Origin of the sequence: Staphylococcus lugdunensis (genome assembly GCF_001558775.1) — a bacterium.
Taxonomy (GTDB): domain Bacteria; phylum Bacillota; class Bacilli; order Staphylococcales; family Staphylococcaceae; genus Staphylococcus; species Staphylococcus lugdunensis.
On record NZ_CP014022.1, the window covers coordinates 207,031 to 232,539 of the forward strand.

Sequence of the window (25,509 nt, forward strand, 5' to 3'; positions counted from 1 at the left end):
AAGATACCTTACATAAATGAATAAGGAGATATAAGCATGCCTCAAAACTTAATTGCCGTCTATGGTGATGTTCCAGAATTAGTGGAAAAACAAAGCTTAGAAATCATTCAAACATATCTACAACAAGAAAGAGATGATTTTAATTTTGTGAAATTTAATTTATACGAACATGATATATCGACTATTATTGAAGAAACACTGACATTACCTTTCTTTTCAGAAAAAAAGGCTATCTTAGTTAAAAATGCTTATGTATTTACAGGAGAAAAAGTTCCAAAAGATTTATCAACAAACACTGATAAATTATTAGAATTTATTGATAAATATGATGGTGACAATCTTATTATTTTTGAAGTATACCAAAACAAATTAGATGAACGAAAAAAGTTAACAAAAGCGCTTAAAAAGCATGGACAAATTAAAAAAATTGAACAAATGTCAGAAGAAGATATAAAAAATTGGATTCAGCAACAATTACACGAAAATTATAAAGACATTAAACAAGATGCTTTAAATCTATTTATTGAATTGACAGGAATTAATTTTAACATTGTGCAACAAGAGTTGGAAAAGCTAATGTTGTTCATAGGGGATAGACCAACAATCAATAAACAGGATGTCAGCATGATTATCAATCGTAGTTTAGAACAGAATGTCTTTTTGCTCACTGAATACATTCAAAAGAATCAAAAACAAAAAGCAATAAATTTAGTTAAAGATTTAATTATTATGAAAGAAGAACCAATTAAATTACTCGCATTAATTACTAGTAACTACCGTCTTTATTATCAATGTAAAATATTAAGCCAAAAAGGATATAGCGCACAGCAAATTGCCAAAACGGTGAATGCACATCCATATCGCGTTAAATTAGCATTAGGACAAATACGACACTATCAATTGAATGATATTTTGGATATTATTAATGCTTGTGCTGAAACTGACTATAAGCTTAAATCTTCATATATGGATAAACAACTTATACTAGAGTTATTTATTCTTTCTATTTAAAATAAAAAACAGTCTGGAAATGATATCCAGACTGTTAATTTAATATTTACTTTGCACTCATGAGTTGAGATTTAATTCGATCAGCTTTGTTTGAGTGGATTAAATTACTTTGAGCAGATTTATCAACTAATTTAATTGCAAAATTAACTAATTCTGCTTTGTTGTCAGCATTTGAAGCAATAGCTGCTTTAGCATTTTTTACTGCTGTACGCATCGCATTTTTTTGAGAAATATTACGTTCTTCAGCTGTTTGAGTTGTTTTCACACGTTTAACTGCAGATTTGATGTTTGGCATTACTGTCACCTCCTAAAAGTGAAGTTATCTTATCAAATTATATTTGATTGCAACAAGAAATATTTTATCAAAACTACTATGTTTGTGCAATCATTAATTGACCCTTGCGGAATTAAAACAGATATTTTACTTATTTATATTGGAATGCGTAATAGAACACTTTATAATTATACTATAAATAAAAATGATAAAAATTACTTGAGCTCATATATTTATCGATCAATTGCATGACCTTTAAAATTGAAGCATTTCAATTTCTGAAAAGACATATTTGCAAATGAATGTTAAAAACGTTATTATGTCAAAGATGTATACATATAAGGGTTAAATTTATGAAAGTGAGAAGGATTAATATAATGGATAAGCAAAATCGCTATGATAGAAGGGAAAACATCCGAAATTTCTCTATTATCGCACATATAGATCACGGCAAATCTACGTTAGCAGACAGAATATTAGAAAATACTAAATCTGTTGAATCTCGTGATATGCAAGACCAATTATTAGATTCTATGGATTTAGAAAGAGAACGTGGTATCACAATTAAATTAAATGCTGTACGGTTAAAATATGATGCTAAAGATGGACAGACTTATACTTTCCATCTTATTGATACACCAGGACATGTCGATTTCACATATGAAGTTTCTCGTTCACTTGCAGCATGCGAAGGTGCAATTTTAGTTGTAGACGCAGCTCAAGGAATTGAAGCACAAACTTTGGCCAATGTCTATCTTGCTTTAGACAATGATTTAGAATTATTGCCAGTAGTAAATAAAATTGATTTACCTGCCGCGGAACCTGAACGTGTGAAACAAGAATTAGAAGATGTTATTGGTTTAGATAAGGACGATGTTGTTTTAGCAAGTGCAAAATCAAACATTGGAATCGAAGATATATTAGAAAAAATTGTAGACGTCATACCACCACCAGATGGCGATCCAGAAGCACCATTAAAAGCACTTATTTTTGATTCTGAATATGATCCATACCGCGGAGTTATTTCGTCTATTCGTGTGATTGACGGTGTTGTAAAAGCTGGAGACCGTATTAAAATGATGGCAACTGGCAAGGAATTTGAAGTTACCGAAGTTGGAATTAACACACCTAAACAATTACCGATTGAAGAATTAACAGTTGGCGATGTCGGTTATATCATTGCGTCGATTAAAAACGTAGATGATTCTCGTGTGGGTGATACCATTACGCTTGCAAATAATCCAGCCGAACAACCATTAAAAGGGTATAAAAAAATGAATCCTATGGTTTATTGTGGATTGTTCCCAATAGATAATAGAGATTACAACGATTTACGTGAAGCTTTAGAAAAATTGCAGTTAAATGATGCGTCATTAGAGTTTGAACCAGAATCATCTCAAGCATTAGGATTTGGATATCGTACTGGCTTTTTAGGTATGTTGCATATGGAAATCATTCAAGAACGTATAGAACGCGAATTTGGCATAGAATTAATTGCCACTGCACCTTCAGTAATCTATCAATGTTTGATGAAAGATGGTTCTAAAGTGACTGTAGATAACCCAGCACAAATGCCTGAACGTGATCGTATTGAAAGTATATACGAACCCTATGTAAGAGCCACGATGATGGTACCAAATGACTATGTAGGTGCTGTAATGGAGCTGTGTCAACGGAAACGTGGACAATTTATTAATATGGATTATTTAGACGATATTCGCGTTAATATCGTGTATGAAATACCATTATCAGAAGTAGTATTCGATTTCTTTGACCAATTAAAGTCTAATACAAAAGGCTACGCTTCTTTCGATTATGAATTCATTGAAAACAAAGAAAGCAACCTTGTTAAAATGGATATTTTACTCAACGGTGATAAGGTTGATGCATTAAGCTTTATTGTCCATCGAGACTTTGCTTACGAGCGAGGTAAAGCTCTAGTTGAAAAGTTGAAAACATTAATCCCTAGACAGCAATTTGAAGTCCCTGTACAAGCTGCAATCGGTCAAAAAATTATTGCGCGTACGAACATTAAATCTATGGGTAAAAATGTGTTATCCAAATGTTATGGCGGGGACATTAGCCGTAAGCGTAAATTATTAGAAAAACAAAAAGCAGGTAAAGCTAAAATGAAAGCAGTGGGTAACGTTGAAATACCACAAGATGCTTTCCTAGCCGTCTTAAAAATGGATGATGAATAATGAAAATAGAGGTCAAGATACAAGAACACATACGTTTAAAGTTAAATAACGTTTCCACATTCGACGCTAACGTGGTCTTCAATTGAACTGAAGTAATAACGTTATTAGCTTTAGCAATAGATGTTTTTTGTCTTAGCCTCTATTTCGTTTGATTACTATGATAAAGTAGAGAAGGTGGCAAAATGACAATAAATAGTGCTTATATCCATATCCCATTTTGCGTAAGAATTTGCACCTACTGTGATTTTAATAAATATTTTATAGCAAAACAGCCAGTTGATGACTATTTAGATGCTTTAATAAAGGAAATGCATACAAGACTTAATCCAAATATTGAAACAATGTATGTTGGTGGCGGAACTCCAACTGCCTTAAATATTAAACAGTTAGAAAAGTTATTAAAAGCGATTAATAAGTTATTTACAATTTCAGGTGAATATACGTTCGAAGCTAATCCCGATGAATTAACCTTTCAAAAAGTTAATTTACTAAAAGATTACGGCGTAAATCGCATTTCAATGGGCGTACAAACATTTAAACCTGAACTATTAACAATTTTAGGACGTACACATAATACACAAGACATCTATCAAGCTGTTGACTATGCAAACAAGGTGGACATTTCTTCCATAAGTTTAGACTTAATGTATCATCTGCCACAACAAACTTTAGACGACTTTAAAGATAGTATAGAACGAGCGCTTAGTATGGATATAAATCATATCTCGAGTTATGGTTTGATTTTAGAACCAAAAACTCAATTTTATAACTTATATCGTAAGGGAAAACTAAAATTACCAAATGAAGATTTAGGCGCTGATATGTATCAGTATTTAATGCATCGTTTAAATCACTCAAAGTTTCAACAATATGAAATATCGAACTTTGCTGAAAAAGGTCATGCTTCTACGCACAATATGACCTATTGGAAAAACGAGGAATACTATGGTTTTGGCGCCGGCGCAAGTGGCTATGTAAATGGCAAAAGATATACCAATGTTAATCCAGTAAATCACTATATCAAAGCAGTACAAGCTGATAAACCTCCAATATTATCTTCCACAATACCTACAATCAAAGAACAAATGGAAGAAGAAATGTTTTTAGGTTTAAGAATGAATAAGGGCGTTAATATTATCCGTTTCAAACAAAAATTTGACCAATCCATTTATCAAGTATTTGGTCAAACAATTCATGATTTAAGTCAAAAGGAATTAATTAAACAAAATAGTAACTATCTCGCATTAACTGAACGCGGAAAAGTCATTGGTAATGAGGTATTTGAAGCATTTTTATTAAGCTAAAAATTTTTTTACAAATCCAAGCCTTTAACATTGACTTACTTTGACCAATTTGATAAATTATAATTAGCACTTGGAAGAAAAGAGTGCTAATGAGGTGGAAACATGATTACTGATAGACAATTAAGCATTTTAAATGCGATTGTTGAAGATTATGTTGATTTTGGACAACCAATTGGTTCTAAAACCTTAATTGAAAATCATCATCTTGATGTTAGTCCAGCAACCATTAGAAATGAAATGAAATTTTTAGAGGATTTAAACTTCATTGAGAAGACACATACCTCATCTGGACGTATTCCATCTGAAGAAGGTTTTAGATTTTATGTTAATCAATTATTAGAAGATACATCTCATCAAACGTTTAAAAAAGAACAACGTTTTCATCAATTGTTGATTGAAAATCACTACGATATTTCATCGGCATTGAGTTATTTTGCAAATGAGTTGTCAACTGAATCTCAATACGCAACTTTGGTTATTCGTCCAAATCACAAACTGGATGTACTAAATAAAGTTCATTTGATTCAAGCTAACCCATTACTTGTTATTCTTATTATGATTTTTTCATCAGGTCATGTAGAAAATGTTCATATTGCAACTAAAGATAAATTATCTAGTGCTCGATTGGTTCAAATTTCAAGTTTTATTAGTGATTATTTTAATCGCCAGCGCACTTTTAATTTAATGGCCGAGTTAAACAGATTTTCGCAGTCAGATAGCGAAAAGAACTTTATTATTAAAGTCATAACAATGATGAGGCAACATATTCATAAACAAAGTAATAGCATTTACATGGGTGGAAAGGTTAAACTAATCAATGCGTTAAATGAAACGAATGTTTCATCAATTCAACCTATTCTACAATATATTGAATCAAATCGAATTATGGAACTTTTAGATGATTTTGCAAACTCTCAAGTAGATGTCAAAATTGGCAAGGAGATTGACGCAAATCTGAGCGATATTTCAATTATTGCAAGTGACTATCACTTCGATGATTCGCTCAAAGGTCAGATTGCTGTTATTGGACCAACAGCAATGCATTATCAAAATGTAATTCAATTACTCAGTAGAATTTGGTAGTAATTTGGATTATTTCGGAGGGCAGAAAATGGCAGAAGAAAAAGAATCAGTGAAACAAAATAATGCTGAAGAAGTAGAACAAACAGATCACACTGTTAATGCTACGGAAACTGACGATGAAGCAAGTCAAGCTGATCAAAGTTCAGAACAGAATCAACAAGAAGAAGCAAACAATGAATCTGAAAAAATTGATCCACAAGAAGAAAAAATTAACGAGCTAGAACAATTAGCTAATGATAATGAAGAAAAATATTTGAGATTATATGCAGAGTTTGAAAATTATAAACGTCGTATTCAAAAAGAAAATGAAACAAATCGTGCATACAAAGCTCAAAGCGTGTTAACCGATATTTTACCTACGATTGATAACATTGAACGTGCATTACAAATTGAAGGTAATGATGAATCATTTAAATCGCTGCAAAAAGGTGTTCAAATGGTTCATGAAAGCTTATTAAGAGCTTTAAAAGACAATGGTCTTGAAGTGATTGAAACTGAAGGTCAAACATTTGATCCTAATGTGCACCAAGCTGTAGTTCAAGATGATAATCCAGATTATGAATCTGGTGAAATTACTCAAGAACTGCAAAAGGGGTACAAATTGAAAGACCGCGTATTAAGACCATCAATGGTTAAAGTAAATCAATAAAACGTTGACGAAAATAACCAAATATATTACAAAACGAACATTGGAGGAATTTTATTATGAGTAAAGTAATTGGAATCGACTTAGGTACAACAAATTCATGTGTCGCTATTTTAGAAGGTGACGAGCCTAAAGTAATTCAAAATCCTGAAGGTGCCCGCACAACACCATCTGTTGTTGCATTTAAAAACGGTGAAACACAAGTTGGTGAAGTTGCAAAACGTCAAGCAATCACTAACCCAAACACTGTTCAATCAATTAAACGTCACATGGGTTCAGATTATAAAGTAGATATTGAAGGAAAATCATACACACCTCAAGAAATTTCAGCTATGATTTTACAAAACTTAAAAAATACGGCTGAAAGTTATTTAGGAGAAAAAGTTGATAAAGCAGTAATTACTGTTCCAGCATACTTCAATGATAGTGAACGTCAAGCTACTAAAGATGCTGGTAAAATCGCTGGCTTAGAAGTAGAACGTATCATCAATGAACCTACAGCTGCAGCATTAGCTTATGGCTTAGATAAAACTGAAAAAGATCAAAAAGTATTAGTATTCGACTTAGGTGGCGGTACATTTGACGTTTCTATTCTTGAATTAGGTGACGGTGTATTCGAAGTACTTTCAACTGCTGGTGACAATAAACTTGGTGGTGACGACTTTGACCAAGTCATTATCGATTATTTAGTATCTGAATTTAAAAAAGAAAACGGTGTCGATTTGTCTCAAGATAAAATGGCATTACAACGTCTTAAAGATGCAGCTGAAAAAGCTAAAAAAGATTTATCAGGTGTATCACAAACCCAAATTTCATTACCATTCATCTCTGCTGGAGCAAATGGTCCATTACACTTAGAAATTAGCTTAACTCGTTCTAAATTTGAAGAATTAGCTGATTCATTAATTAAACGTACTATGGAACCAACACGTCAAGCGTTAAAAGATGCTGGCTTATCAACATCAGAAATTAATGAAGTTATCTTAGTAGGTGGCTCAACACGTATTCCAGCTGTACAAGAAGCAGTTAAAAAAGAAATCGGTAAAGAACCACATAAAGGTGTAAATCCTGACGAAGTCGTAGCGATGGGTGCTGCTATTCAAGGTGGTGTTATCACTGGTGATGTTAAAGACGTTGTATTATTAGATGTAACGCCATTATCATTAGGTATCGAAATCATGGGCGGTCGTATGAATACGTTAATTGAACGTAATACTACAATCCCAACATCTAAATCACAAGTTTATTCAACTGCTGCTGATAACCAACCATCAGTTGATATTCATGTGTTACAAGGTGAACGTCCTATGGCTTCTGACAACAAAACACTTGGCAGATTCCAATTAACTGATATTCCACCAGCTCCACGTGGCATACCTCAAATCGAAGTTACATTTGATATCGATAAAAATGGTATTGTTAACGTAACTGCTAAAGACTTAGGTACTAATAAAGAACAAAATATTACAATCCAATCTAGCTCTTCTTTATCTGATGAAGAAATTGATCGTATGGTAAAAGATGCTGAAGAAAATGCTGAAGCAGATAAAAAACGTCGTGAAGAAGTTGACTTAAGAAATGAAGCTGATAGTTTAGTATTCCAAGTTGAAAAAACAATTAAAGACTTAGGCGACAATATTAGCGAAGATGATAAGAAAAATGCAGAAGAGAAAAAAGATGCTCTTAAATCTGCATTAGAAGGTCAAGACATTGATGACATTAAAGCTAAAAAAGAAGAACTTGAAAAAGTAGTTCAAGAATTATCTGCTAAAGTTTATCAACAAGCACAACAACAAGCGCAACAAGCTCAAGGTGCTGAAGGTAACCAACAAAACGATAGCACTGTTGAAGATGCTGAATTTAAAGAAGTTAAAGATGACGAAGATAAAAAATAATAGCTAATCGTTTATAAATAAGTCATATACCATTTTAAATAGTAAGACTATATATAAACTGACAGCCAAAAAGTCAAAGTCAATTGAGCATTGGCTTTGACTTTTTATTTAACATGTTAGTTTAAATGACATTCGCCTCTCAAACAGCATTAAACAGTAGTAAATGCTTAAAAATTTATCAATTAAAAGGAGCGAGATGAATTGGCCAATAAAAGAGATTACTATGAAGTATTAGGTGTCAGCAAAGATGCCTCAAAAGATGAAATAAAAAAAGCATACCGAAAATTATCAAAAAAATATCATCCTGATATCAACAAAGAAGAAGGTGCAGATGAAAAATTCAAAGAAATTTCTGAGGCCTATGAAATTTTAAGTGATGATAATAAACGAGCTAATTATGATCAATTTGGCCATAGTGGTCCTCAAGGAGGTTTCGGCAACCAAGGATTTGGTGGTCAAGATTTCAGTGGCTTCGGCGGTGGTTTCGAGGATATCTTCAGTTCTTTCTTTGGAGGATCTAGACAACGAGATCCTAACGCCCCACGTAAAGGCGATGATTTACAATATACAATGACTATTGATTTTGAAGAAGCAGTATTTGGTGCAACAAAAGAGATATCTATTAGAAAAGATGTAAAATGTCATACATGTAATGGTGAAGGTGCTAAACCAGGAACCAGCAAAAAAACATGTAGTTACTGTAAGGGATCAGGCCGTACTTCTGTTGAACAAAATACTATACTTGGTCGTGTAAGAACTGAACAAACTTGCCCTAAATGTCAAGGTACTGGTCAAGAATTTGAAGAACCATGTCCAACATGTCATGGTAAAGGTACTGAAAACAAAGTAGTTAAACTAGAAGTTAACGTGCCTGAAGGCGTTGACAACGAACAACAAATTCGCTTAGGTGGTGAAGGTTCTCCAGGTGAGAACGGTGGCCCTAACGGTGATTTATATGTTGTTTTCCGTGTTCGTCCTTCTAAGAAATTTGAACGTGATGGCGACGACATTTATTACAACTTGAACATTAGTTTCCCACAAGCTGCCCTTGGAGATGAAATAAAAGTACCAACGTTAAAAGGCAATGTCATGTTAACTATTCCTTCAGGTACACAAACGGGTAAACAATTTAGACTTAAAGATAAAGGTATTAAAAATGTTCATGGCTACGGTTATGGCGACTTATTCGTTAATATTAAAGTTGTAACACCAACAAAATTAAATGAAAAACAAAAAGAATTAATGCGAGAATTTGCTGAAGTTAGTGGAGAAGAAATTAAAGAACAACATTCTAATTTTAAAGATAAAGCACGTAAATTTTTCAGAGGTGAATAAGCAATGAATTGGGTAGAGCTCTCAATCGTAGTTAACCATGAAGTAGAACCTTTAGTCACTAACATTTTAGAAAATTTCGGTTCAAATGGTGTTGTTATTGAAGATTCTCATGACTTGATACAACCACCAGCCGATAAATACGGTGAAATTTATGAATTAAAATCTGAAGATTATCCTGAATTTGGCGTCCGTTTGAAGGCCTATTTTAACGAAATTAAATTTACAAAGTCTTTAGCAACACAAATAAAAAAAGAAATTTTAAATTTAACCGAATTAGATACCACAGTTTTTACTTATAATACGCAACCTGTGGCTGAAGAAGATTGGGAGAATGAATGGAAAAACTATTTCCATCCTTTTAGAGCTTCGAAACGATTTACAATTGTACCCAGTTGGGAAACCTATACCAAAGATAGTAACGAGGAACTCTGTATTGAATTAGATCCTGGTATGGCTTTTGGTACGGGTGATCACCCAACGACAAGTATGTGCTTACACGCTATAGAGAAATACGTTTCCTCTGACAAAAATGTCATTGATGTCGGAACTGGATCTGGAATCTTGAGTATTGCATGCCATTTATTAGGTGTACGGCAAATCAAAGCGATAGATATTGATGATATGGCAATTAAAGTAGCAATAGAGAACTTTAAAAAGAATCACTGTGATGCTGTTATTGAAGCTAACACTGGTAATTTACTCAAAGATGAAACTAAAAAATACGATGTAGTCATTGCAAATATTTTAGCTCATATTATTGATGAAATGATAGAAGATGCTTATAATACATTAAATGAAGATGGTTATTTTATAACGTCTGGTATTATCACTGAAAAACATTTAGAAATAGAAGCACACATGAAACAGGTTGGCTTTGATATCATTTCAATTGAACAAAATAATGGATGGGTATGCCTTGTTGGTCAGAAAGTGAGTGAATAAGTTGCAACGATACTTTATTAACGAAAACGCTGATGACGGTCAGCGTTTTTTTATTCGAAATAAAAATGACCGTCATCATATTATTAATGTTATGCGCAATTGTGTTGGAGATCATATCATTATTACATTCCAAAATCAAAGCGTATTCGAGTGTGAAATTACAGATATTAATGATGAATATATTCAAATAATGCCGAAAGTCAAATTAGACATACATACTGAATTACCTCTGTATGTAACAATTTGTAGTGGGCTCATTAAGGCAGATAAGTATGAGTGGATGCTTCAAAAAGCTACAGAGCTAGGTGCCAATGAGTTTTGGGCAGTAGATATGGCGCGCTCGGTTGTGAAACTAAATCAAACAAAAGCTATGAAGAAAATTGATAGATGGCAAAAAATTGTCAAAGAAGCTGCCGAGCAAAGTTATCGACTTACTATACCTTCAGTAAAGTACATGTCGAATTTGAAATCCGTTTATGATAAAATAAATCATTATGACTATATTCTGATTGCATATGAAGAACAAGCAAAGCAAAATGAAAGAAGCCATTTCAGACAATTATTACAATGTTTTAAGCCAAACGATCGCGTTTTAATGATATTTGGTCCCGAAGGTGGGTTAACAGAGTCAGAAATCGAGATGTTTAAGGATAATAGTCACACAGTAGGTTTAGGACCTAGAATTTTAAGGGCAGAAACAGCACCATTGTATGCACTAAGTGCAATGAGCTATGAAAATGAATTATTGGGGTGAATGACATGTCAACGGTAGCTTTTCATACATTAGGTTGTAAAGTAAACCATTATGAAACAGAAGCAATTTGGCAATTATTTAAAGAAGCAAATTATGAAAGAGTAGATTTTGAAACCAATGCAGATGTGTATGTTATTAACACATGTACGGTTACAAATACTGGAGATAAAAAAAGTCGACAAGTCATACGTCGTGCTATTAGAAAAAATCCTGATGCAGTTATATGCGTCACTGGTTGTTATGCACAAACATCATCAGCAGAAATTATGGAAATTCCAGGCGTTGATGTTGTAGTTGGTACGCAAGACCGTCATAAATTACTATCATATATAGATGAGTTTCAAAAAGAGCGCCAACCTATTAATGGTGTAGGAAACATTATGAAAAATCGCACCTATGAGGAATTAGATGTACCATATTTTACAGATCGTACACGTGCTTCATTAAAAATTCAAGAAGGCTGTAATAATTTCTGTACATTTTGCATCATACCATGGGCTCGAGGTTTAATGCGTTCTAGAGATCCGAAAAAGGTTGTTGAACAAGCCACAACGCTTGTCAATGCAGGTTATAAAGAGATTGTGCTCACTGGTATTCACACTGGTGGTTACGGTCAAGACTTGAAAAACTATAATCTAGCACAACTGTTACGCGATTTAGAAACGATTGATGGTCTAGAAAGAATTCGTATTTCTTCAATTGAAGCCAGTCAACTAACAGATGAAGTGATTGATGTCATTGAAAAATCTAATAAAGTTGTCCGTCATTTGCATATTCCGTTACAATCAGGTTCAGATAGCGTGCTTAAACGTATGCGACGTAAATACACGATGGAACATTTTTCAGAACGTCTATCAAAACTTCATAAAGCGTTGCCAGATTTGGCAGTGACAAGTGATGTTATAGTAGGTTTTCCTGGAGAAACTGATGAAGAGTTTCAAGAAACCTTTGATTTTATAGCAAAACATAAGTTTTCTGAATTACATGTATTTCCATATTCTTCACGAATCGGTACACCTGCTGCTCGTATGGATAATCAGATTGATGAAGATGTTAAAAATGAACGTGTTCACAAATTAATTGCTTTAAGTGATCAATTAGCTAAAGAATATGCTTCTAAGTTTGAAGATGACGTATTGGAAGTTATTCCTGAAGAAAAAGGTAGTTTCCATGGTTCACTGGTTGGTTATGCAGATAACTACATGAAAGTACAATTTGATGGTGATGAATCATTGATAGGTCAAATTGTCAAAGTAAAGATTGTACATGCTGATTATCCGCTAAATAAAGGTGAAGCATTAAGAGTAGTTGAACATGCTTCTAATTTATCTGAGCAAGAAGTACTAGTGTAAACTTTCCGCGCTTTACTAATTGACCGCACAATGGAGATATATTATACTAAATAAAGCATAGTCTATTGTACTATGCACATAATTATTAAAGTTCCGTTGATATTTGGAGGGAGGGAAATACAGATGTCTAAAACAGTAGTACGTAAAAACGAATCACTTGAAGATGCGTTACGTAGATTTAAACGTTCAGTATCAAAAAGCGGTACAATTCAAGAAGTACGTAAACGTGAATTTTACGAAAAACCTAGTGTTAAACGTAAAAAGAAATCTGAAGCTGCGCGTAAACGTAAATTCAAATAATTAATAGCTCTGTTGACTCCCTCAACACGAATGTTAATTATATATAAGGTTAGGACTATAAATAGGTTCCAACCAACGAAAAATGGCAATTTCTATTGAAATAACGTAGAAATTGCCATTTTGTTATACTTTTGTTTTTTAGTTTGCAAAGTTATTATCTTTTCATATATTTTAATGATGTATTGCAAAAGTATATTTGAATATGAATTATCGTTTCATGGAACTGTAGAGAAAGTAGTACCAAGCAGGGGTTAAGTGATAACAACATATTATACAAGTGATATTACAATATAAAAAATATAATTAAAAATTCTAAATGCATTTCAAAAATCATTAAACTTTATTATTTAGGTTGTTGATTTTATCAGACTCATTATATCGTTAAAAATAAATACCAGCTATTATTCATTTATTTAATATATTGTTGTTGGAAATCTTATAGATTCTCTTTTATATCCCTATAATCTTAGTCATGATTCATGTATAATCAAAATGGGAGCGAGGTGAATTTATGACAGTTATAAATGGAATACATACCTTTTTCTTGCTGAACTTTTCTTCTGATGTCTCTTGGATATTTGATGTAGCTCAAATTCTTACACATCCATTGATGACACTTATTCTGACAGTCGCTATATTTTTAGGATTTTTATATCAATTATACTCTCCTAAAATTAATTTAATAGGTGTAGTTGCAGCATTATGTTTATTACTATTATTTTTAGGATTTCTCATCAATGGTGACGTCAATTTGATATCGGTAATTTTATTTGGCATAGGGGTAATTTTTGTTATTATAGAGCTCTTTATTGTAGGTGCAGTAATAGGCTTTTTTGGCATAGTTCTAATCTCATTAAGCTTAATAATGCTTGGTGATAACTTGTTTATTATGTTATTCAATGTCATTATTGCAGTTATTCTTAGTATTGTTGAATGGGTCATTTTAGTAAAACTTTTAAATCGAAAAATACCTTTTTTTGAAAAAGTTGTACTTAAAGATTCGACAAATGCTGAAGCTGGTTATAGATCTCACGATGACCGTTCTCACTTAGTTGGCAAAATAGCTCGTACTTCTACAGACTTACGTCCAGCAGGCATTATTTTAATAAATGATGAAAGAATAGATGCTGTGTCAGATGGTTCATTTATTTTAAGAAATAAAGATGTCAAAATATTAGAAGTAGAAGGCACTCGAGTTGTAGTAAGAGAGATAGATTAATTTATAGGAGTGATTTAATGTTTAGTATTGGATTTATTGTAATTGCTATTATAATTCTTGTAGCAATTCTTATTTTATTTTCATTTGTTCCAGTTGGACTGTGGATTTCAGCAATTGCAGCAGGCGTTAAGGTTGGAATCGGAACACTCATTGGTATGCGTTTACGTCGCGTTTCGCCTAGAAAAGTAATTGCGCCATTAATAAAAGCACATAAAGCTGGTTTAAACTTAACAACTAATCAGTTAGAATCTCACTACTTAGCTGGTGGTAACGTTGATAGAGTTGTTGATGCAAACATCGCTGCGCAACGTGCAGATATAAATCTACCGTTTGAACGCGGTGCTGCGATTGACTTAGCCGGTCGTGATGTATTACAAGCTGTTCAAATGTCTGTTAATCCTAAAGTTATAGAAACACCTTTTATTACTGGTGTGGCTATGAATGGTATCGAAGTTAGAGCTAAAGCACGTATTACGGTTCGAGCTAATATTTCTCGATTAGTCGGTGGTGCTGGTGAAGAAACAATTATTGCTCGTGTAGGTGAAGGTATTGTTTCAACTATCGGTTCAAGTGAACATCATACACAAGTTCTTGAAAATCCAGATAATATTTCTAAAACTGTATTAAGTAAAGGTTTAGATTCAGGTACAGCCTTTGAAATTTTATCCATTGACATTGCTGACGTAGATATCGGTAAAAATATTGGTGCTGATTTACAAACTGAGCAGGCACTAGCAGATAAAAACATTGCTCAAGCTAAAGCCGAAGAACGTCGCGCGATGGCAGTAGCTAAAGAACAAGAAATGAAAGCAAGTGTACAAGAAATGCGTGCAAAAGTTGTTGAGGCAGAATCTGAAGTACCTCTTGCTATGGCAGAAGCACTACGCAACGGTAATTTAGGTGTCAAAGACTATTATAATTTAAAAAATATAGAAGCTGATACAGGAATGAGAAATGCTATCAATAAACATACAGACAAAGAAGACCCAGAATCACCAAAATAATTAAAGGGGTGATGTCATGAACATTGGTATTCTCATATTTGCTATTTCGGTCATCATTTCAATTATCAGTGCGATGGGGGATAAGAGTCATAAACAACGTCAGAATCAAAAACCACCTAAAAAGAAAGCTCATTCTAAACCAACATCACGTCAACCACAAAAAGGTTCGTTCTTAGATAAAGTTGGAGATAAGCTAAATGAAATGAATGAAGAAATTTCAGGTGAACATACGAAACATAAAAAAGTACAACACGATAAAAATACCTCTCAACCTGTGTATAAAGATCGTAAATTAGAACGAGAGATTAAGGTGGAAACACAAGATAAAGCACGTCCTACAGTTCAAAGATCTTCAAGGCAACTAACACAATCTCAAAATAGCAATAATGATACCTTACAAACACAGCCATCATCAAGAGATGTTGTGAATAAGCAGCCTTCAAATCAAGATTTAGAACATACACTTATGGATGATTTAAAACGTGTTCGTTTAGATATTGATAATGAAAAAGAAAAGCAACTCGCAATGATTGAGCAAAAAGCAAAAGAAATTATTAGCGATAAATATTTATCACCTAGAGCTAAACAATATCGCTTAAAGCAATTGCTAAACACCAAATCAATCGAACAAAATATGACCCATCAAGCGCTACAATTTGATAACAATCCTGTAGTTAATGGTTTAATTTGGCAAGAAATATTGAATAAACCAAAGCAATTATAATATATAACATATTCCACTAATTAAATTGTATGTAGTGGGATATGTTATTTTTTATATTTTGAGCCCATTAGCCAATCTTTTTTAAATTTACAAACACATTAATTTGTATCAATATGGATTGTTTAGTAAACTTTTATTGAAAGTGAGTTTTAATAATTTTCACATCCAAGGTTATCTAGTTATCATGATATAATAATGATAAATTGACCTATTTATATCATGCAGTAAAAATTTGATAAATAATGTTACTTGTAAAGGAGCCCGTTTATGCCAGAAATAATTCAAATCGACAACATTAATCAATCTCAAGCTTTAATCGGAAATAATGATGAGCATTTAAAAGCGCTAGAGGATGCATATGATGTTGTCATACATGCCAGAGGTCAAGAAATTGCTGTTAAAGGCGAACGTCTGGAGCATGTTGAAAAGGCAGAACAAATTCTTAAAAATTTATTAAAAGTTATAGAACTCGGCCATGCTATTACACTTAAAGACGTAGAAGCTGCTATTAAAATGGCTGATAATAATACTTTGCAATTTTTATTAGATTTATATGAGGATGAAATTACAAAAGATGCATATGGTAAAACCATTCGTGCAAAAACTATGGGACAACGTATGTATGTCAATGCAATGCAACGAAATGATTTAGTTTTTGGCGTGGGTCCTGCTGGCACTGGAAAAACATTTTTAGCTGTTGTTTATGCAGCTAAACAATTACGAAAAGGGAAAGTCAAACGCATTGTGCTAACACGCCCTGCTGTTGAAGCTGGTGAATCTTTAGGATTTTTACCAGGTGATTTAAAAGAAAAAGTAGATCCTTACTTAAGACCATTATATGATGGCTTAAATACGGTATTAGGTCGTGAACAAACAGCACGTTTTATTGAAAGAGGAATTATTGAAATTGCACCACTTGCTTATATGAGAGGTCGTACATTAGATGATGCCTTTGTGATTTTAGATGAAGCACAAAACACAACACATGCACAAATGAAAATGTTTTTAACAAGGTTAGGCTTCGATTCAAAAATGGTTGTTACTGGAGATCAAACCCAAATTGATTTACCTAAAGGTGTTAAAAGTGGTTTGAAAGAAGCTATAAGCAAATTGCAAGGGGTAAATGGTATTCATATTATGAATTTGGATCAATCCGATGTTGTTAGACATCCTTTAGTAGGTAAAATTATCGCAAGATATGATGGGGAGGTAAAATAAACATGTTTACCATAGATTTTAGTGACCACACGCAAATGGTTGATGAAGCATGGTTTCAACAAATTGACGATTTACTTAACTTTGCAAAAGAACAAGAAGGTATTACACAAGATGCAGAATTATCCGTGACATTTGTAGATAAAGAAGAAATTCAACAAATTAATAAAATATATCGAGATAAAGATAAAGTAACCGATGTTATATCCTTTGCTTTGGAAGAGGATGAACCTGAAATAACAGGCTTGGAGATACCTCGCGTACTAGGTGATATTATTATATGTACAGATGTAGCACAAGAACAAGCTACGACATATGGTCATTCATTTGAACGAGAGTTAGGCTTTCTTGCTCTTCATGGATTTTTACATTTATTAGGCTATGATCATATGAATGAAGAAGATGAAAAGAAAATGTTTGGTCGACAAGAAACAATATTAACTGCATATGGACTGACGAGAGATTAAAGAGTTTAAACGTTTTAGATACGCCTTTAATGGTTTTAAAGCACTGCTTGTTAAAGACCATAATTTCTTACTTCATCTTATCATTTCAATACTTGTTATTGTTTTAGGATTTGTCTTTCAACTTAACAGATATGAGTGGCTTTTTATCCTATTATCCATATTTCTTGTCTTAACATTAGAAGCACTGAATACGGCTATAGAATTTGTTGTTGATTTAGTAACATTGGATTATCATGAGTTTGCAAAGTACGCCAAAGATATCGCGGCTTTTAGTGTCATGCTAGTATCTATCTTTGCTATTATTACTGGACTAATTATTTTTATTCCTCATATATTTTCGTAAAGGAGTTTGTTACAATGAGTTATCAACAACATTATTTTGAAGAAGCTCAAAAAGCTCAAAGTAACGCTTACACGCCTTATAGTCAATTTAAAGTAGGCGCTTATTTGAAAACTAAGGATGGCAGAGGGTTTTATGGTGCCAATGTTGAAAATGCATCTTATCCTGCAACAATTTGTGCAGAACAATCCAGTCTTGCCGCAGCAATCGCTCTTGGATATCAGCCTGGGGATTTTGAATCAATAACTGTGACAGTTAATAGTATAAAACCAACATCGCCATGTGGTATTTGTAGACAAGTTTTAAAAGAATTATGTGATGATGATATGCCCATATATATGACAAATAATACAGGTGAAATGCGTGCTTCCTCAGTTTCAGAATTGTTACCATTTGGATTTTCCGGAAAGGATTTAGAAAATTAATGACAGTACATAAATCAGGTTTTGTTTCAATTATAGGTCGACCAAATGTTGGTAAATCAACATTTGTTAATAGAGTGATTGGCCATAAAATAGCAATAATGTCAGATAAAGCTCAAACAACGCGTAATAAAATTCAAGGCGTAATGACGCGAGATGATGCGCAAATTATTTTTATCGATACACCAGGTATTCATAAGCCAAAGCATAAGCTTGGTGATTATATGATGCGCGTGGCTAAAAATACATTGTCTGAAATTGATGCTATCATGTTTATGGTCAATGTAAACGAAGATATCGGACGTGGTGATGAATATATCATGGACATGCTACGTAATGTGAAGACACCCGTATTTTTAGTATTAAATAAAATTGATTTAGTACATCCAGATTCTTTGATGCCACGTATCGAAGCTTATCAAAAATATATGAACTTCACTGAGATAGTACCTATTTCAGCATTAGAAGGACTTAATGTTGACCATTTTATAGATGTGCTTAAAAGCCATTTACCAGAAGGACCAAAGTATTATCCTGACGATCAAATTTCAGACCATCCCGAACAATTTGTTGTTAGTGAAATCATTCGTGAAAAAATATTACACTTAACTAGCGAAGAAATCCCTCATGCTATTGGCGTGAATGTCGATAGAATGATTAAAGAAAATGAAGATCGTGTTCGCATTGAAGCAACGATATATGTTGAACGTGATTCTCAAAAAGGAATCGTTATTGGTAAAGGTGGAAAAAAATTAAAAGAAGTAGGTAAACGTGCACGTCATGATATTGAAATGTTACTTGGTTCCAAAGTATATTTAGAATTGTGGGTAAAAGTTCAAAAGGATTGGAGAAATAAAGTGAATTTTATACGTCAAATTGGATATATTGAAGACCAAGATTAAACAGAGAGTGGGTGTTATTTATGCTCATGAAACAAAAAGGGATTATTATTAAGTCTGTGGATTATGGTGAATCAGATAAAGTAATTACTATCCTTAATGAACATGGCGCTAAAGTACCCTTAATGGTACGTCGTGCAAAAAAAGCCAAAAGTGGTTTTCAAGCTCATACACAATTATTTGTGTATGGCTTATTTATTTATAACCAATGGCGTGGAATGGGAACCCTTAATTCTATTGATGTTATAAATCAGCATTACGAGTTAAGGCTTGATTTATACACACATAGCTACGCATCACTTAGTGCTGAAATTATAGACAAAGCCATGGACGATCAAGAAATTTCAAAATATTATTATGAATTATTGCATTTTGTTTTAACAAAAATTACTGCAGGTACTTCTGCACAGCTAATGTCGATAATTACGATGTTGAAATGTATGCATAAATATGGCTTTTCCGCAAACTTTAACCATTGTGTCATAACTGGTTCAACTAATCCGTCTAACTTAATAGGGTACAGTTTTAAATTTCATGGTGCTATTTCACAAGAAGCAGCTTATCGAGATCCACATGCCTTATTAATATCAAATAAAACCTTGTACCTGTTAAATATATTACAACAATTACCCATTGAAAAAATGAATCAACTTAGCATCCATCAAGAGATTATAAACGAAATGTCTGACTTTATGATTATGTTATATAGAGAATATGCTGGTGTATTTTTTAAAAGTCAAAAATTAATTAATCAACTCAATAGATTAGAACCCAAATAACTATTAAAACCTCCCATAACTGTTGTCCATTTCTAGACAATCTTTTTACGGGAGGTTTTATTTAGCTATTGATAATCTATTGCGCACAGAATTAGCAAGTATTAACCTTTACGTATATCTTAAAATTTAACTTTTTCTGTTAAAAATGCTTCTAATTCAGCAATCGGCATACGTACTTGATCCATAGAATCACGATCACGAACAGTTACTTGATTGTCTTCTAATGAATCAAAGTCAAATGTAATACAATAAGGTGTTCCAATTTCATCTTGTCGACGATATCGCTTACCAATTGATTGGGATTCATCAAAATCAATAGCAAATTTTGAACTTAAATCTTCAAAAATCTTAATCGCTTCTCCTGAAAGCTTTTTACTCAATGGCAACACTGCTGCTTTATACGGCGCTAAAGCAGGGTGGAAATGAAGAACCGTACGAGCGTCTTTACTGCCTTCAACACCTTCTTGATCATAGGCATCACACAAGAACGCTAATGTTACACGGTCAGCACCAAGAGACGGTTCGATACAATAAGGAATATATTTCTCATTTGTTTCAGGATCATGATATTTAAAATCTTCTCCTGAATGCTCACTATGTTGTTTTAAGTCGAAGTCAGTACGGCTTGCAATACCCCATAATTCACCCCAACCAAATGGGAATTTATATTCTATATCAGTCGTAGCGTTAGAATAGTGAGATAACTCATCTTCATCATGGTCTCTTAAACGCATATTTTCTTCACTAATATTTAAGTCTTTTAACCACTGACTAGCAAAAGTTTTCCAATAGTTTTGCCATTCGATTTCTTCGCCAGGCTTACAGAAGAATTCTAATTCCATTTGTTCAAATTCTCTTGTTCTAAAAATAAAGTTACCTGGTGTAATTTCATTACGGAATGATTTACCTATTTGACCAATACCAAATGGCAACTTTTTACGCATAGAGCGTTGCACATTTTTGTAATTAACAAAAATACCTTGCGCAGTCTCTGGACGTAAGAAAATTTCATTTGTTGAATCTTCTGTTACACCTTGGAAAGTTTTAAACATAAGGTTAAATTGACGAATATCTGTCCAATTTGCAGTACCACTTACAGGACAAACAATGCCTTCTTCATCGATAATGCGCTTCATTTCATCAAAACTCAAGCCATCAGCAATAAAGTTTTCGTCTCCTTTTTGTTGTTGCATATAATCTTCAATTAGTTTGTCTGCACGATAACGAATTTTACTATCTTTATTATCAATCATAGGGTCATTAAAATTACCTAAATGTCCAGAAGCTTCCCAAGTTTTAGGATTCATTAAAATCGCTGCATCAATCCCGACGTTATAAGGTGATTGTGTAATAAATTTTTGCCACCATGCTTTTTTAACGTTATTTTTTAATTCTACACCAAGAGGCCCATAATCCCATGTATTTGAAAGCCCTCCGTATATATCACTGCCAGGGAATACAAACCCTCTGTGCTTTGCTAACGAAACAATTGTATCCATATCTTTTACCATATGCTTATCCTCTCCTTGTACACAAAAACGTCCCAAAGACGTTGATATAATATATCTCCATCTTTGGGACGAGTCATTATTTTTAACCGAATAATAAATATTCGTTTATTAACATATTAACCCGCGGTTCCACCCAAATTAGTGTAGCCACTCTCTTTACTTATCAAATTGTTATGCCAATGTCATCGTTAAGCTTGCACCGTCCTTAACTCGCTTAAGTTCATTCTAATTGAAAGTATTTTTTTAAGCAAGTATTTATATGTATTTGTAGCAACAACCATTTACAGTTATAATATAATAGAAATTAAGAGGGGTGAAGACCTATAGAACTTAGTAAAAGGCAAGAGCAAATAATTGATATTGTTAAGCATGAAGGACCTATCACTGGTGAGCATATTGCTGAACACCTAAATCTTACACGAGCAACTTTAAGACCTGATTTAGCTATTTTAACTATGTCTGGTTTTTTAGAAGCACGACCTCGCGTTGGCTATTTTTATTCTGGTAAATCTAAAAATAAAATATTTAAAGATCAATTGCGCCAATATAATGTCAAAGATTACATGTCACATCCAGTTGTAGTAAAGGGAGATATGACTGTTTACGATGCCATTTGCACGATTTTCTTAGAAGATGCGAGCACATTGTTCATTGTGAATAACAATAATGATTTTATAGGCATTTGTTCTCGCAAAGATTTATTACGCGCTTCTATGATTGGTGAGGATATACATACTATGCCGATTAGTATCAATATGACAAGAATGCCAAACGTCACATATTTAGAGGAATCGGAATTAGTCGTATATGCTGCAAATCAAATGATAGAAAAAGAAATTGATGCTTTACCTGTAGTTAGAAAAAAAGACAATAATAAATACGAAGTTGTGGGTCGTATTTCAAAAACAACAATAACAAAACTTTTTGTATCTTTATTTAAAGAATAGGTGGTATACATTAATGGAAAATATAAAGATTATTATTGCCTCAGATTCAATTGGAGAGACAGCTGAACTCGTGGCACGGGCTTGTGTGTCTCAATTTAATCCTAAACAATGCAAAAATGAATTTTTAAGATATCCTTATATCGAATCGTTTGAAAATATTGATGAAGTCATTCAAGTTGCGCATGACACAAAGGCTATCATTGTTTATACATTAGTTAAACCTGAAATGCGCAAATATATGGAAGCAGAACTTAAAGATAAACAGATTCAGTCTGTTGATATTATGGGTCCATTGATGAGTATATTATCAGAGTCAGTTGAACAAACACCTTATTATGAGCCTGGAATGGTTCATCGATTGGACGATGCTTATTTTAAAAAAATAGATGCGATTGAATTTGCTGTAAAATATGATGATGGTAAAGATCCAAAAGGTTTGCCAAAAGCAGATATCGTGCTCATAGGTATTTCAAGAACATCGAAAACACCGCTATCTCAATATCTTGCTCATCGTAGTTATAAAGTAATGAATGTGCCAATTGTACCAGAGGTTACACCGCCTGATGCACTATTTGAAATAGATCCTGCAAAATGTATTGCACTTAAAATTAGTGAAGATAAATTAAATCGTATTCGAAAGCAACGTTTAAAACAACTTGGCTTAGGAGATTCTGCACGTTATGCAACCGACGCTAGAATTAAAGAAGAAATTAAATACTTCGAAGACATTGTTGCACGGGTAGGATGTCCTGTTATCGATGTTTCTGACAAGGCGATTGAGGAAACTGCAAATGATGTTATTGCACTTATAGAACAGCGTCAATCAAAATAATATCTTTTGAAACAAAAAAGCGTTATAATTTGACGACTAACAAGTAATAGGTGATCGAAATTGCGAATAGAACAATCCGTGATTAATGAAATAAAAGAAAAAACTGATATCTTAGATTTGGTAAGTGAATACGTTAAATTAGAAAAAAGAGGGCGCAATTATATAGGTTTGTGTCCTTTTCATGATGAAAAAACACCTTCATTTACAGTTTCTGAAGATAAGCAAATTTGTCATTGCTTTGGTTGTAAAAAGGGTGGAAATGTCTTTCAATTTACACAAGATATAAAAGATATCTCTTTTGTTGAAGCAGTGAAAGAATTAGGTGCACGTGTCAATATAAACGTTGATATTGGTACACCTTCAGAAACACCACAAATCGCATCTGATGACTTAAAAATGATAGAGATGCACGAATTGATGCAAACATATTATCAATATGCTTTATTAAAAACAGTTGAAGGGGAAGAAGCATTAAACTATTTAAAACAACGCGGTTTTACCGACGAGTTAATTCAACAACGCGGCATAGGATATGCCCCAGATAATGCACACTTCTGTTTAGATTTTTTAACAAAGAATGACTATGATATTGAACTTGCATACGAAGCAGGGCTACTGTCCAGAAATGAAGAAAACTTTAGCTACTATGATCGCTTTAGAGACCGCATCATGTTTCCATTAAACAATGCACAAGGACGTATTGTAGGCTATTCAGGCAGAACCTATCGTAATCAAGAGCCCAAATATTTAAACAGTCCTGAAACACCTATATTCCAAAAGAGAAGGTTATTATATAATCTTGATTATGCTAGAAAACGTATACGTAAAAATGATGAAGTTATTCTCTTAGAAGGATTTATGGATGTCATTAAGTCAGACGCCGCAGGATTAAAACACGTAGTTGCCAGCATGGGAACAGCTCTATCACAAGAACATATAACATTTTTAAAAAAATTAACCAGCAATGTTACCCTTATGTTTGATGGCGACTTTGCTGGTAGAGAAGCTGCACTTAAAACAGGCCAAGTATTATTACAACAAGGACTTAATGTTTATATTATACAGTTACCAAATGATATGGATCCAGATGAATATATAGTGAAATATGGTAAAGAGGAATTTTTGAATTTTGTAGCTACTGAAAAGAAATCTTTTATTGTCTTTAAATACAAGACGAAACAAGACGAAATACAACATAATGATTTAGCCTACGAACGATATTTGAAGGAAGCTATACAAGATGTCGCATTTGTACAATCAAATATTCTAAAAAACAAAATTGTTCAAGATGTAGCTGGTGTGTTTAATATTGAGGCAAATCGTTTAAATAATGAAATAGCTCAACAATCTCATTCAATTACTGAATATGATTACGATAACTATTATTCTGGTGCATATTTTCATGATAATCAGCCTATGCATGCGCCTCAAATAGACAATTTTAATCATTTAAATAAACGTGAAAAAGCAGAGCGTGGCTTACTAAAACATTTTATGAATGATAAAGATACATTTTTAAATTATGCAGCAAATATCAATAGTCAACTTTTTTCTAATCCCTCTTTCAAACAAATATTTGAGATATTAAAAGATTTTTATGCTGAAAATGACAATTATCATATCAGCGATTTCATTCAATATACAGATTCTAGTGATTTGAGAGAAATGATGATTTCACTAGATAATTATGATTTAAATTTAGAGCCTTTTGACCATGAAATTGAAGACTATATCGCGACCTTAATGGAAAATAATGATGAAGATTCGATTGAAATCTTAAATCACAAGTTAAACGAAGCTCAGCGTACCGGCGATATTGATATGGTTAAATACTATTTACAAATGATTGTTCAAAAAAATCAACAACGAATGTGATAATGTAACAAATGATAAGTATTTCAAAACATAATAATAATAGTGCACAGACTGTTTCTATTTTAAGGTTTATATTGTATAATGGTTATTATGCGCTTTTAATGGGTAAATATAGTCTGTGATTGATATTTGTCTATTAATTCAAAATGATTATAACGTAGTAAATAAAAATAACGAC

25 protein-coding genes are annotated in these 25,509 nt (G+C 32.9%); 23 read left to right on the forward strand and 2 right to left on the reverse strand.

From position 1 onward, the window contains the following. The first annotated feature begins 36 nt into the window (after nucleotides 1-36). Nucleotides 37-1,011 (forward strand): DNA polymerase III subunit delta, encoded by a 975-nt coding sequence (holA, locus tag AL499_RS01005; protein ID WP_002478106.1) that lies wholly within the window; start codon nucleotides 37-39, stop codon nucleotides 1,009-1,011. A gap of 46 nt (nucleotides 1,012-1,057) precedes the next feature. Here holA and rpsT read toward each other — a convergent pair whose 3' ends face one another. Then, nucleotides 1,058-1,306, reverse strand: coding sequence for a 30S ribosomal protein S20 (rpsT, locus tag AL499_RS01010; protein ID WP_002458974.1), 249 nt, complete (start codon nucleotides 1,304-1,306; stop codon nucleotides 1,058-1,060). Nucleotides 1,307-1,662: 356 nt separating this feature from the next. On the opposite strand from rpsT, the gene lepA reads away from it, so the two are divergent. The 19 genes from lepA (at nucleotide 1,663) to recO (ending at nucleotide 20,166) form a co-directional block, all read left to right on the forward strand. Beyond that, the gene (gene lepA, locus AL499_RS01015) at nucleotides 1,663-3,486 is read left to right on the forward strand and encodes a translation elongation factor 4 (RefSeq protein WP_002478107.1); all 1,824 of its coding nucleotides are present in this window, start codon (nucleotides 1,663-1,665) and stop codon (nucleotides 3,484-3,486) included. A gap of 182 nt (nucleotides 3,487-3,668) precedes the next feature. Continuing rightward, nucleotides 3,669-4,790 (forward strand): radical SAM family heme chaperone HemW, encoded by a 1,122-nt coding sequence (gene hemW, locus AL499_RS01020; RefSeq protein ID WP_037540777.1) that lies wholly within the window; start codon nucleotides 3,669-3,671, stop codon nucleotides 4,788-4,790. 102 nt (nucleotides 4,791-4,892) lie between these two features. Then, the gene (gene hrcA, locus AL499_RS01025) at nucleotides 4,893-5,873 is read left to right on the forward strand and encodes a heat-inducible transcriptional repressor HrcA (RefSeq protein ID WP_002458977.1); all 981 of its coding nucleotides are present in this window, start codon (nucleotides 4,893-4,895) and stop codon (nucleotides 5,871-5,873) included. Nucleotides 5,874-5,901: 28 nt separating this feature from the next. Then, nucleotides 5,902-6,522, forward strand: coding sequence for a nucleotide exchange factor GrpE (gene grpE, locus AL499_RS01030; RefSeq protein WP_002478109.1), 621 nt, complete (start codon nucleotides 5,902-5,904; stop codon nucleotides 6,520-6,522). Between the two features lie 56 nt (nucleotides 6,523-6,578). Then, nucleotides 6,579-8,414, forward strand: coding sequence for a molecular chaperone DnaK (gene dnaK, locus AL499_RS01035; RefSeq protein ID WP_037540775.1), 1,836 nt, complete (start codon nucleotides 6,579-6,581; stop codon nucleotides 8,412-8,414). Between the two features lie 201 nt (nucleotides 8,415-8,615). After that, on the forward strand, nucleotides 8,616-9,749 hold the full coding sequence (gene dnaJ, locus AL499_RS01040; protein WP_002478111.1) for a molecular chaperone DnaJ: 1,134 nt from the start codon (nucleotides 8,616-8,618) through the stop codon (nucleotides 9,747-9,749). Nucleotides 9,750-9,752: 3 nt separating this feature from the next. Continuing rightward, nucleotides 9,753-10,691 (forward strand): 50S ribosomal protein L11 methyltransferase, encoded by a 939-nt coding sequence (gene prmA, locus AL499_RS01045; protein ID WP_037540774.1) that lies wholly within the window; start codon nucleotides 9,753-9,755, stop codon nucleotides 10,689-10,691. Between the two features lies 1 nt (nucleotide 10,692). Continuing rightward, nucleotides 10,693-11,445, forward strand: coding sequence for a 16S rRNA (uracil(1498)-N(3))-methyltransferase (locus AL499_RS01050; protein WP_002492906.1), 753 nt, complete (start codon nucleotides 10,693-10,695; stop codon nucleotides 11,443-11,445). Between the two features lie 5 nt (nucleotides 11,446-11,450). Next, a complete protein-coding gene (gene mtaB / locus AL499_RS01055) occupies nucleotides 11,451-12,797 on the forward strand; it encodes a tRNA (N(6)-L-threonylcarbamoyladenosine(37)-C(2))-methylthiotransferase MtaB (protein ID WP_037540772.1) in 1,347 nt (448 codons plus the stop codon). Nucleotides 12,798-12,920: 123 nt separating this feature from the next. After that, nucleotides 12,921-13,097, forward strand: a complete 177-nt coding sequence (gene rpsU, locus AL499_RS01060; protein WP_000048060.1) for a 30S ribosomal protein S21 — start codon at nucleotides 12,921-12,923, stop codon at nucleotides 13,095-13,097. Between the two features lie 511 nt (nucleotides 13,098-13,608). Further along, nucleotides 13,609-14,316, forward strand: a complete 708-nt coding sequence (locus tag AL499_RS01065; protein WP_002492691.1) for an NfeD family protein — start codon at nucleotides 13,609-13,611, stop codon at nucleotides 14,314-14,316. A gap of 17 nt (nucleotides 14,317-14,333) precedes the next feature. Next, nucleotides 14,334-15,320, forward strand: coding sequence for a flotillin-like protein FloA (floA, locus tag AL499_RS01070; RefSeq protein ID WP_002458986.1), 987 nt, complete (start codon nucleotides 14,334-14,336; stop codon nucleotides 15,318-15,320). Nucleotides 15,321-15,336: 16 nt separating this feature from the next. Beyond that, the gene (locus AL499_RS01075; RefSeq protein WP_002492687.1) at nucleotides 15,337-16,044 is read left to right on the forward strand and encodes a hypothetical protein; all 708 of its coding nucleotides are present in this window, start codon (nucleotides 15,337-15,339) and stop codon (nucleotides 16,042-16,044) included. A 267-nt stretch (nucleotides 16,045-16,311) separates the two neighbouring features. After that, complete coding sequence (locus AL499_RS01080; RefSeq protein WP_037540771.1) at nucleotides 16,312-17,262, forward strand: PhoH family protein; 951 nt, start codon at nucleotides 16,312-16,314, stop codon at nucleotides 17,260-17,262. A 2-nt stretch (nucleotides 17,263-17,264) separates the two neighbouring features. Beyond that, nucleotides 17,265-17,726 (forward strand): rRNA maturation RNase YbeY, encoded by a 462-nt coding sequence (gene ybeY / locus AL499_RS01085; RefSeq protein WP_002458989.1) that lies wholly within the window; start codon nucleotides 17,265-17,267, stop codon nucleotides 17,724-17,726. Further along, nucleotides 17,722-18,069, forward strand: coding sequence for a diacylglycerol kinase family protein (locus tag AL499_RS12220; RefSeq protein ID WP_080513643.1), 348 nt, complete (start codon nucleotides 17,722-17,724; stop codon nucleotides 18,067-18,069). The genes ybeY and AL499_RS12220 overlap by 5 nt, the downstream gene beginning before the upstream one ends. A gap of 14 nt (nucleotides 18,070-18,083) precedes the next feature. Next, a complete protein-coding gene (cdd, locus tag AL499_RS01090; RefSeq protein ID WP_002458991.1) occupies nucleotides 18,084-18,491 on the forward strand; it encodes a cytidine deaminase in 408 nt (135 codons plus the stop codon). Then, nucleotides 18,491-19,390: a GTPase Era gene (era, locus tag AL499_RS01095; RefSeq protein WP_002458992.1), complete on the forward strand. Its 900-nt coding sequence runs from the start codon at nucleotides 18,491-18,493 to the stop codon at nucleotides 19,388-19,390. The genes cdd and era overlap by 1 nt, the downstream gene beginning before the upstream one ends. 20 nt (nucleotides 19,391-19,410) lie before the next feature. Further along, nucleotides 19,411-20,166: a DNA repair protein RecO gene (gene recO / locus AL499_RS01100; protein WP_002458993.1), complete on the forward strand. Its 756-nt coding sequence runs from the start codon at nucleotides 19,411-19,413 to the stop codon at nucleotides 20,164-20,166. Nucleotides 20,167-20,285: 119 nt separating this feature from the next. Here the strand turns inward: recO and AL499_RS01105 are convergent, their stop codons facing one another. Next, nucleotides 20,286-21,677, reverse strand: coding sequence for a glycine--tRNA ligase (locus AL499_RS01105; protein ID WP_002478117.1), 1,392 nt, complete (start codon nucleotides 21,675-21,677; stop codon nucleotides 20,286-20,288). A gap of 323 nt (nucleotides 21,678-22,000) precedes the next feature. On the opposite strand from AL499_RS01105, the gene AL499_RS01110 reads away from it, so the two are divergent. Genes AL499_RS01110 through dnaG form a run of 3 tightly spaced genes read left to right on the forward strand, consistent with a single transcriptional unit; the run spans nucleotide 22,001 to nucleotide 25,331 of the window. Beyond that, entirely contained in the window at nucleotides 22,001-22,624 is a 624-nt protein-coding gene (locus AL499_RS01110) for a transcriptional regulator CcpN (RefSeq protein ID WP_014533295.1), read from the forward strand. A 13-nt stretch (nucleotides 22,625-22,637) separates the two neighbouring features. After that, a complete protein-coding gene (locus AL499_RS01115) occupies nucleotides 22,638-23,456 on the forward strand; it encodes a pyruvate, water dikinase regulatory protein (protein ID WP_002458996.1) in 819 nt (272 codons plus the stop codon). A gap of 60 nt (nucleotides 23,457-23,516) precedes the next feature. Then, nucleotides 23,517-25,331, forward strand: coding sequence for a DNA primase (dnaG, locus tag AL499_RS01120; protein WP_002478118.1), 1,815 nt, complete (start codon nucleotides 23,517-23,519; stop codon nucleotides 25,329-25,331). Nucleotides 25,332-25,509: the final 178 nt, after the last annotated feature.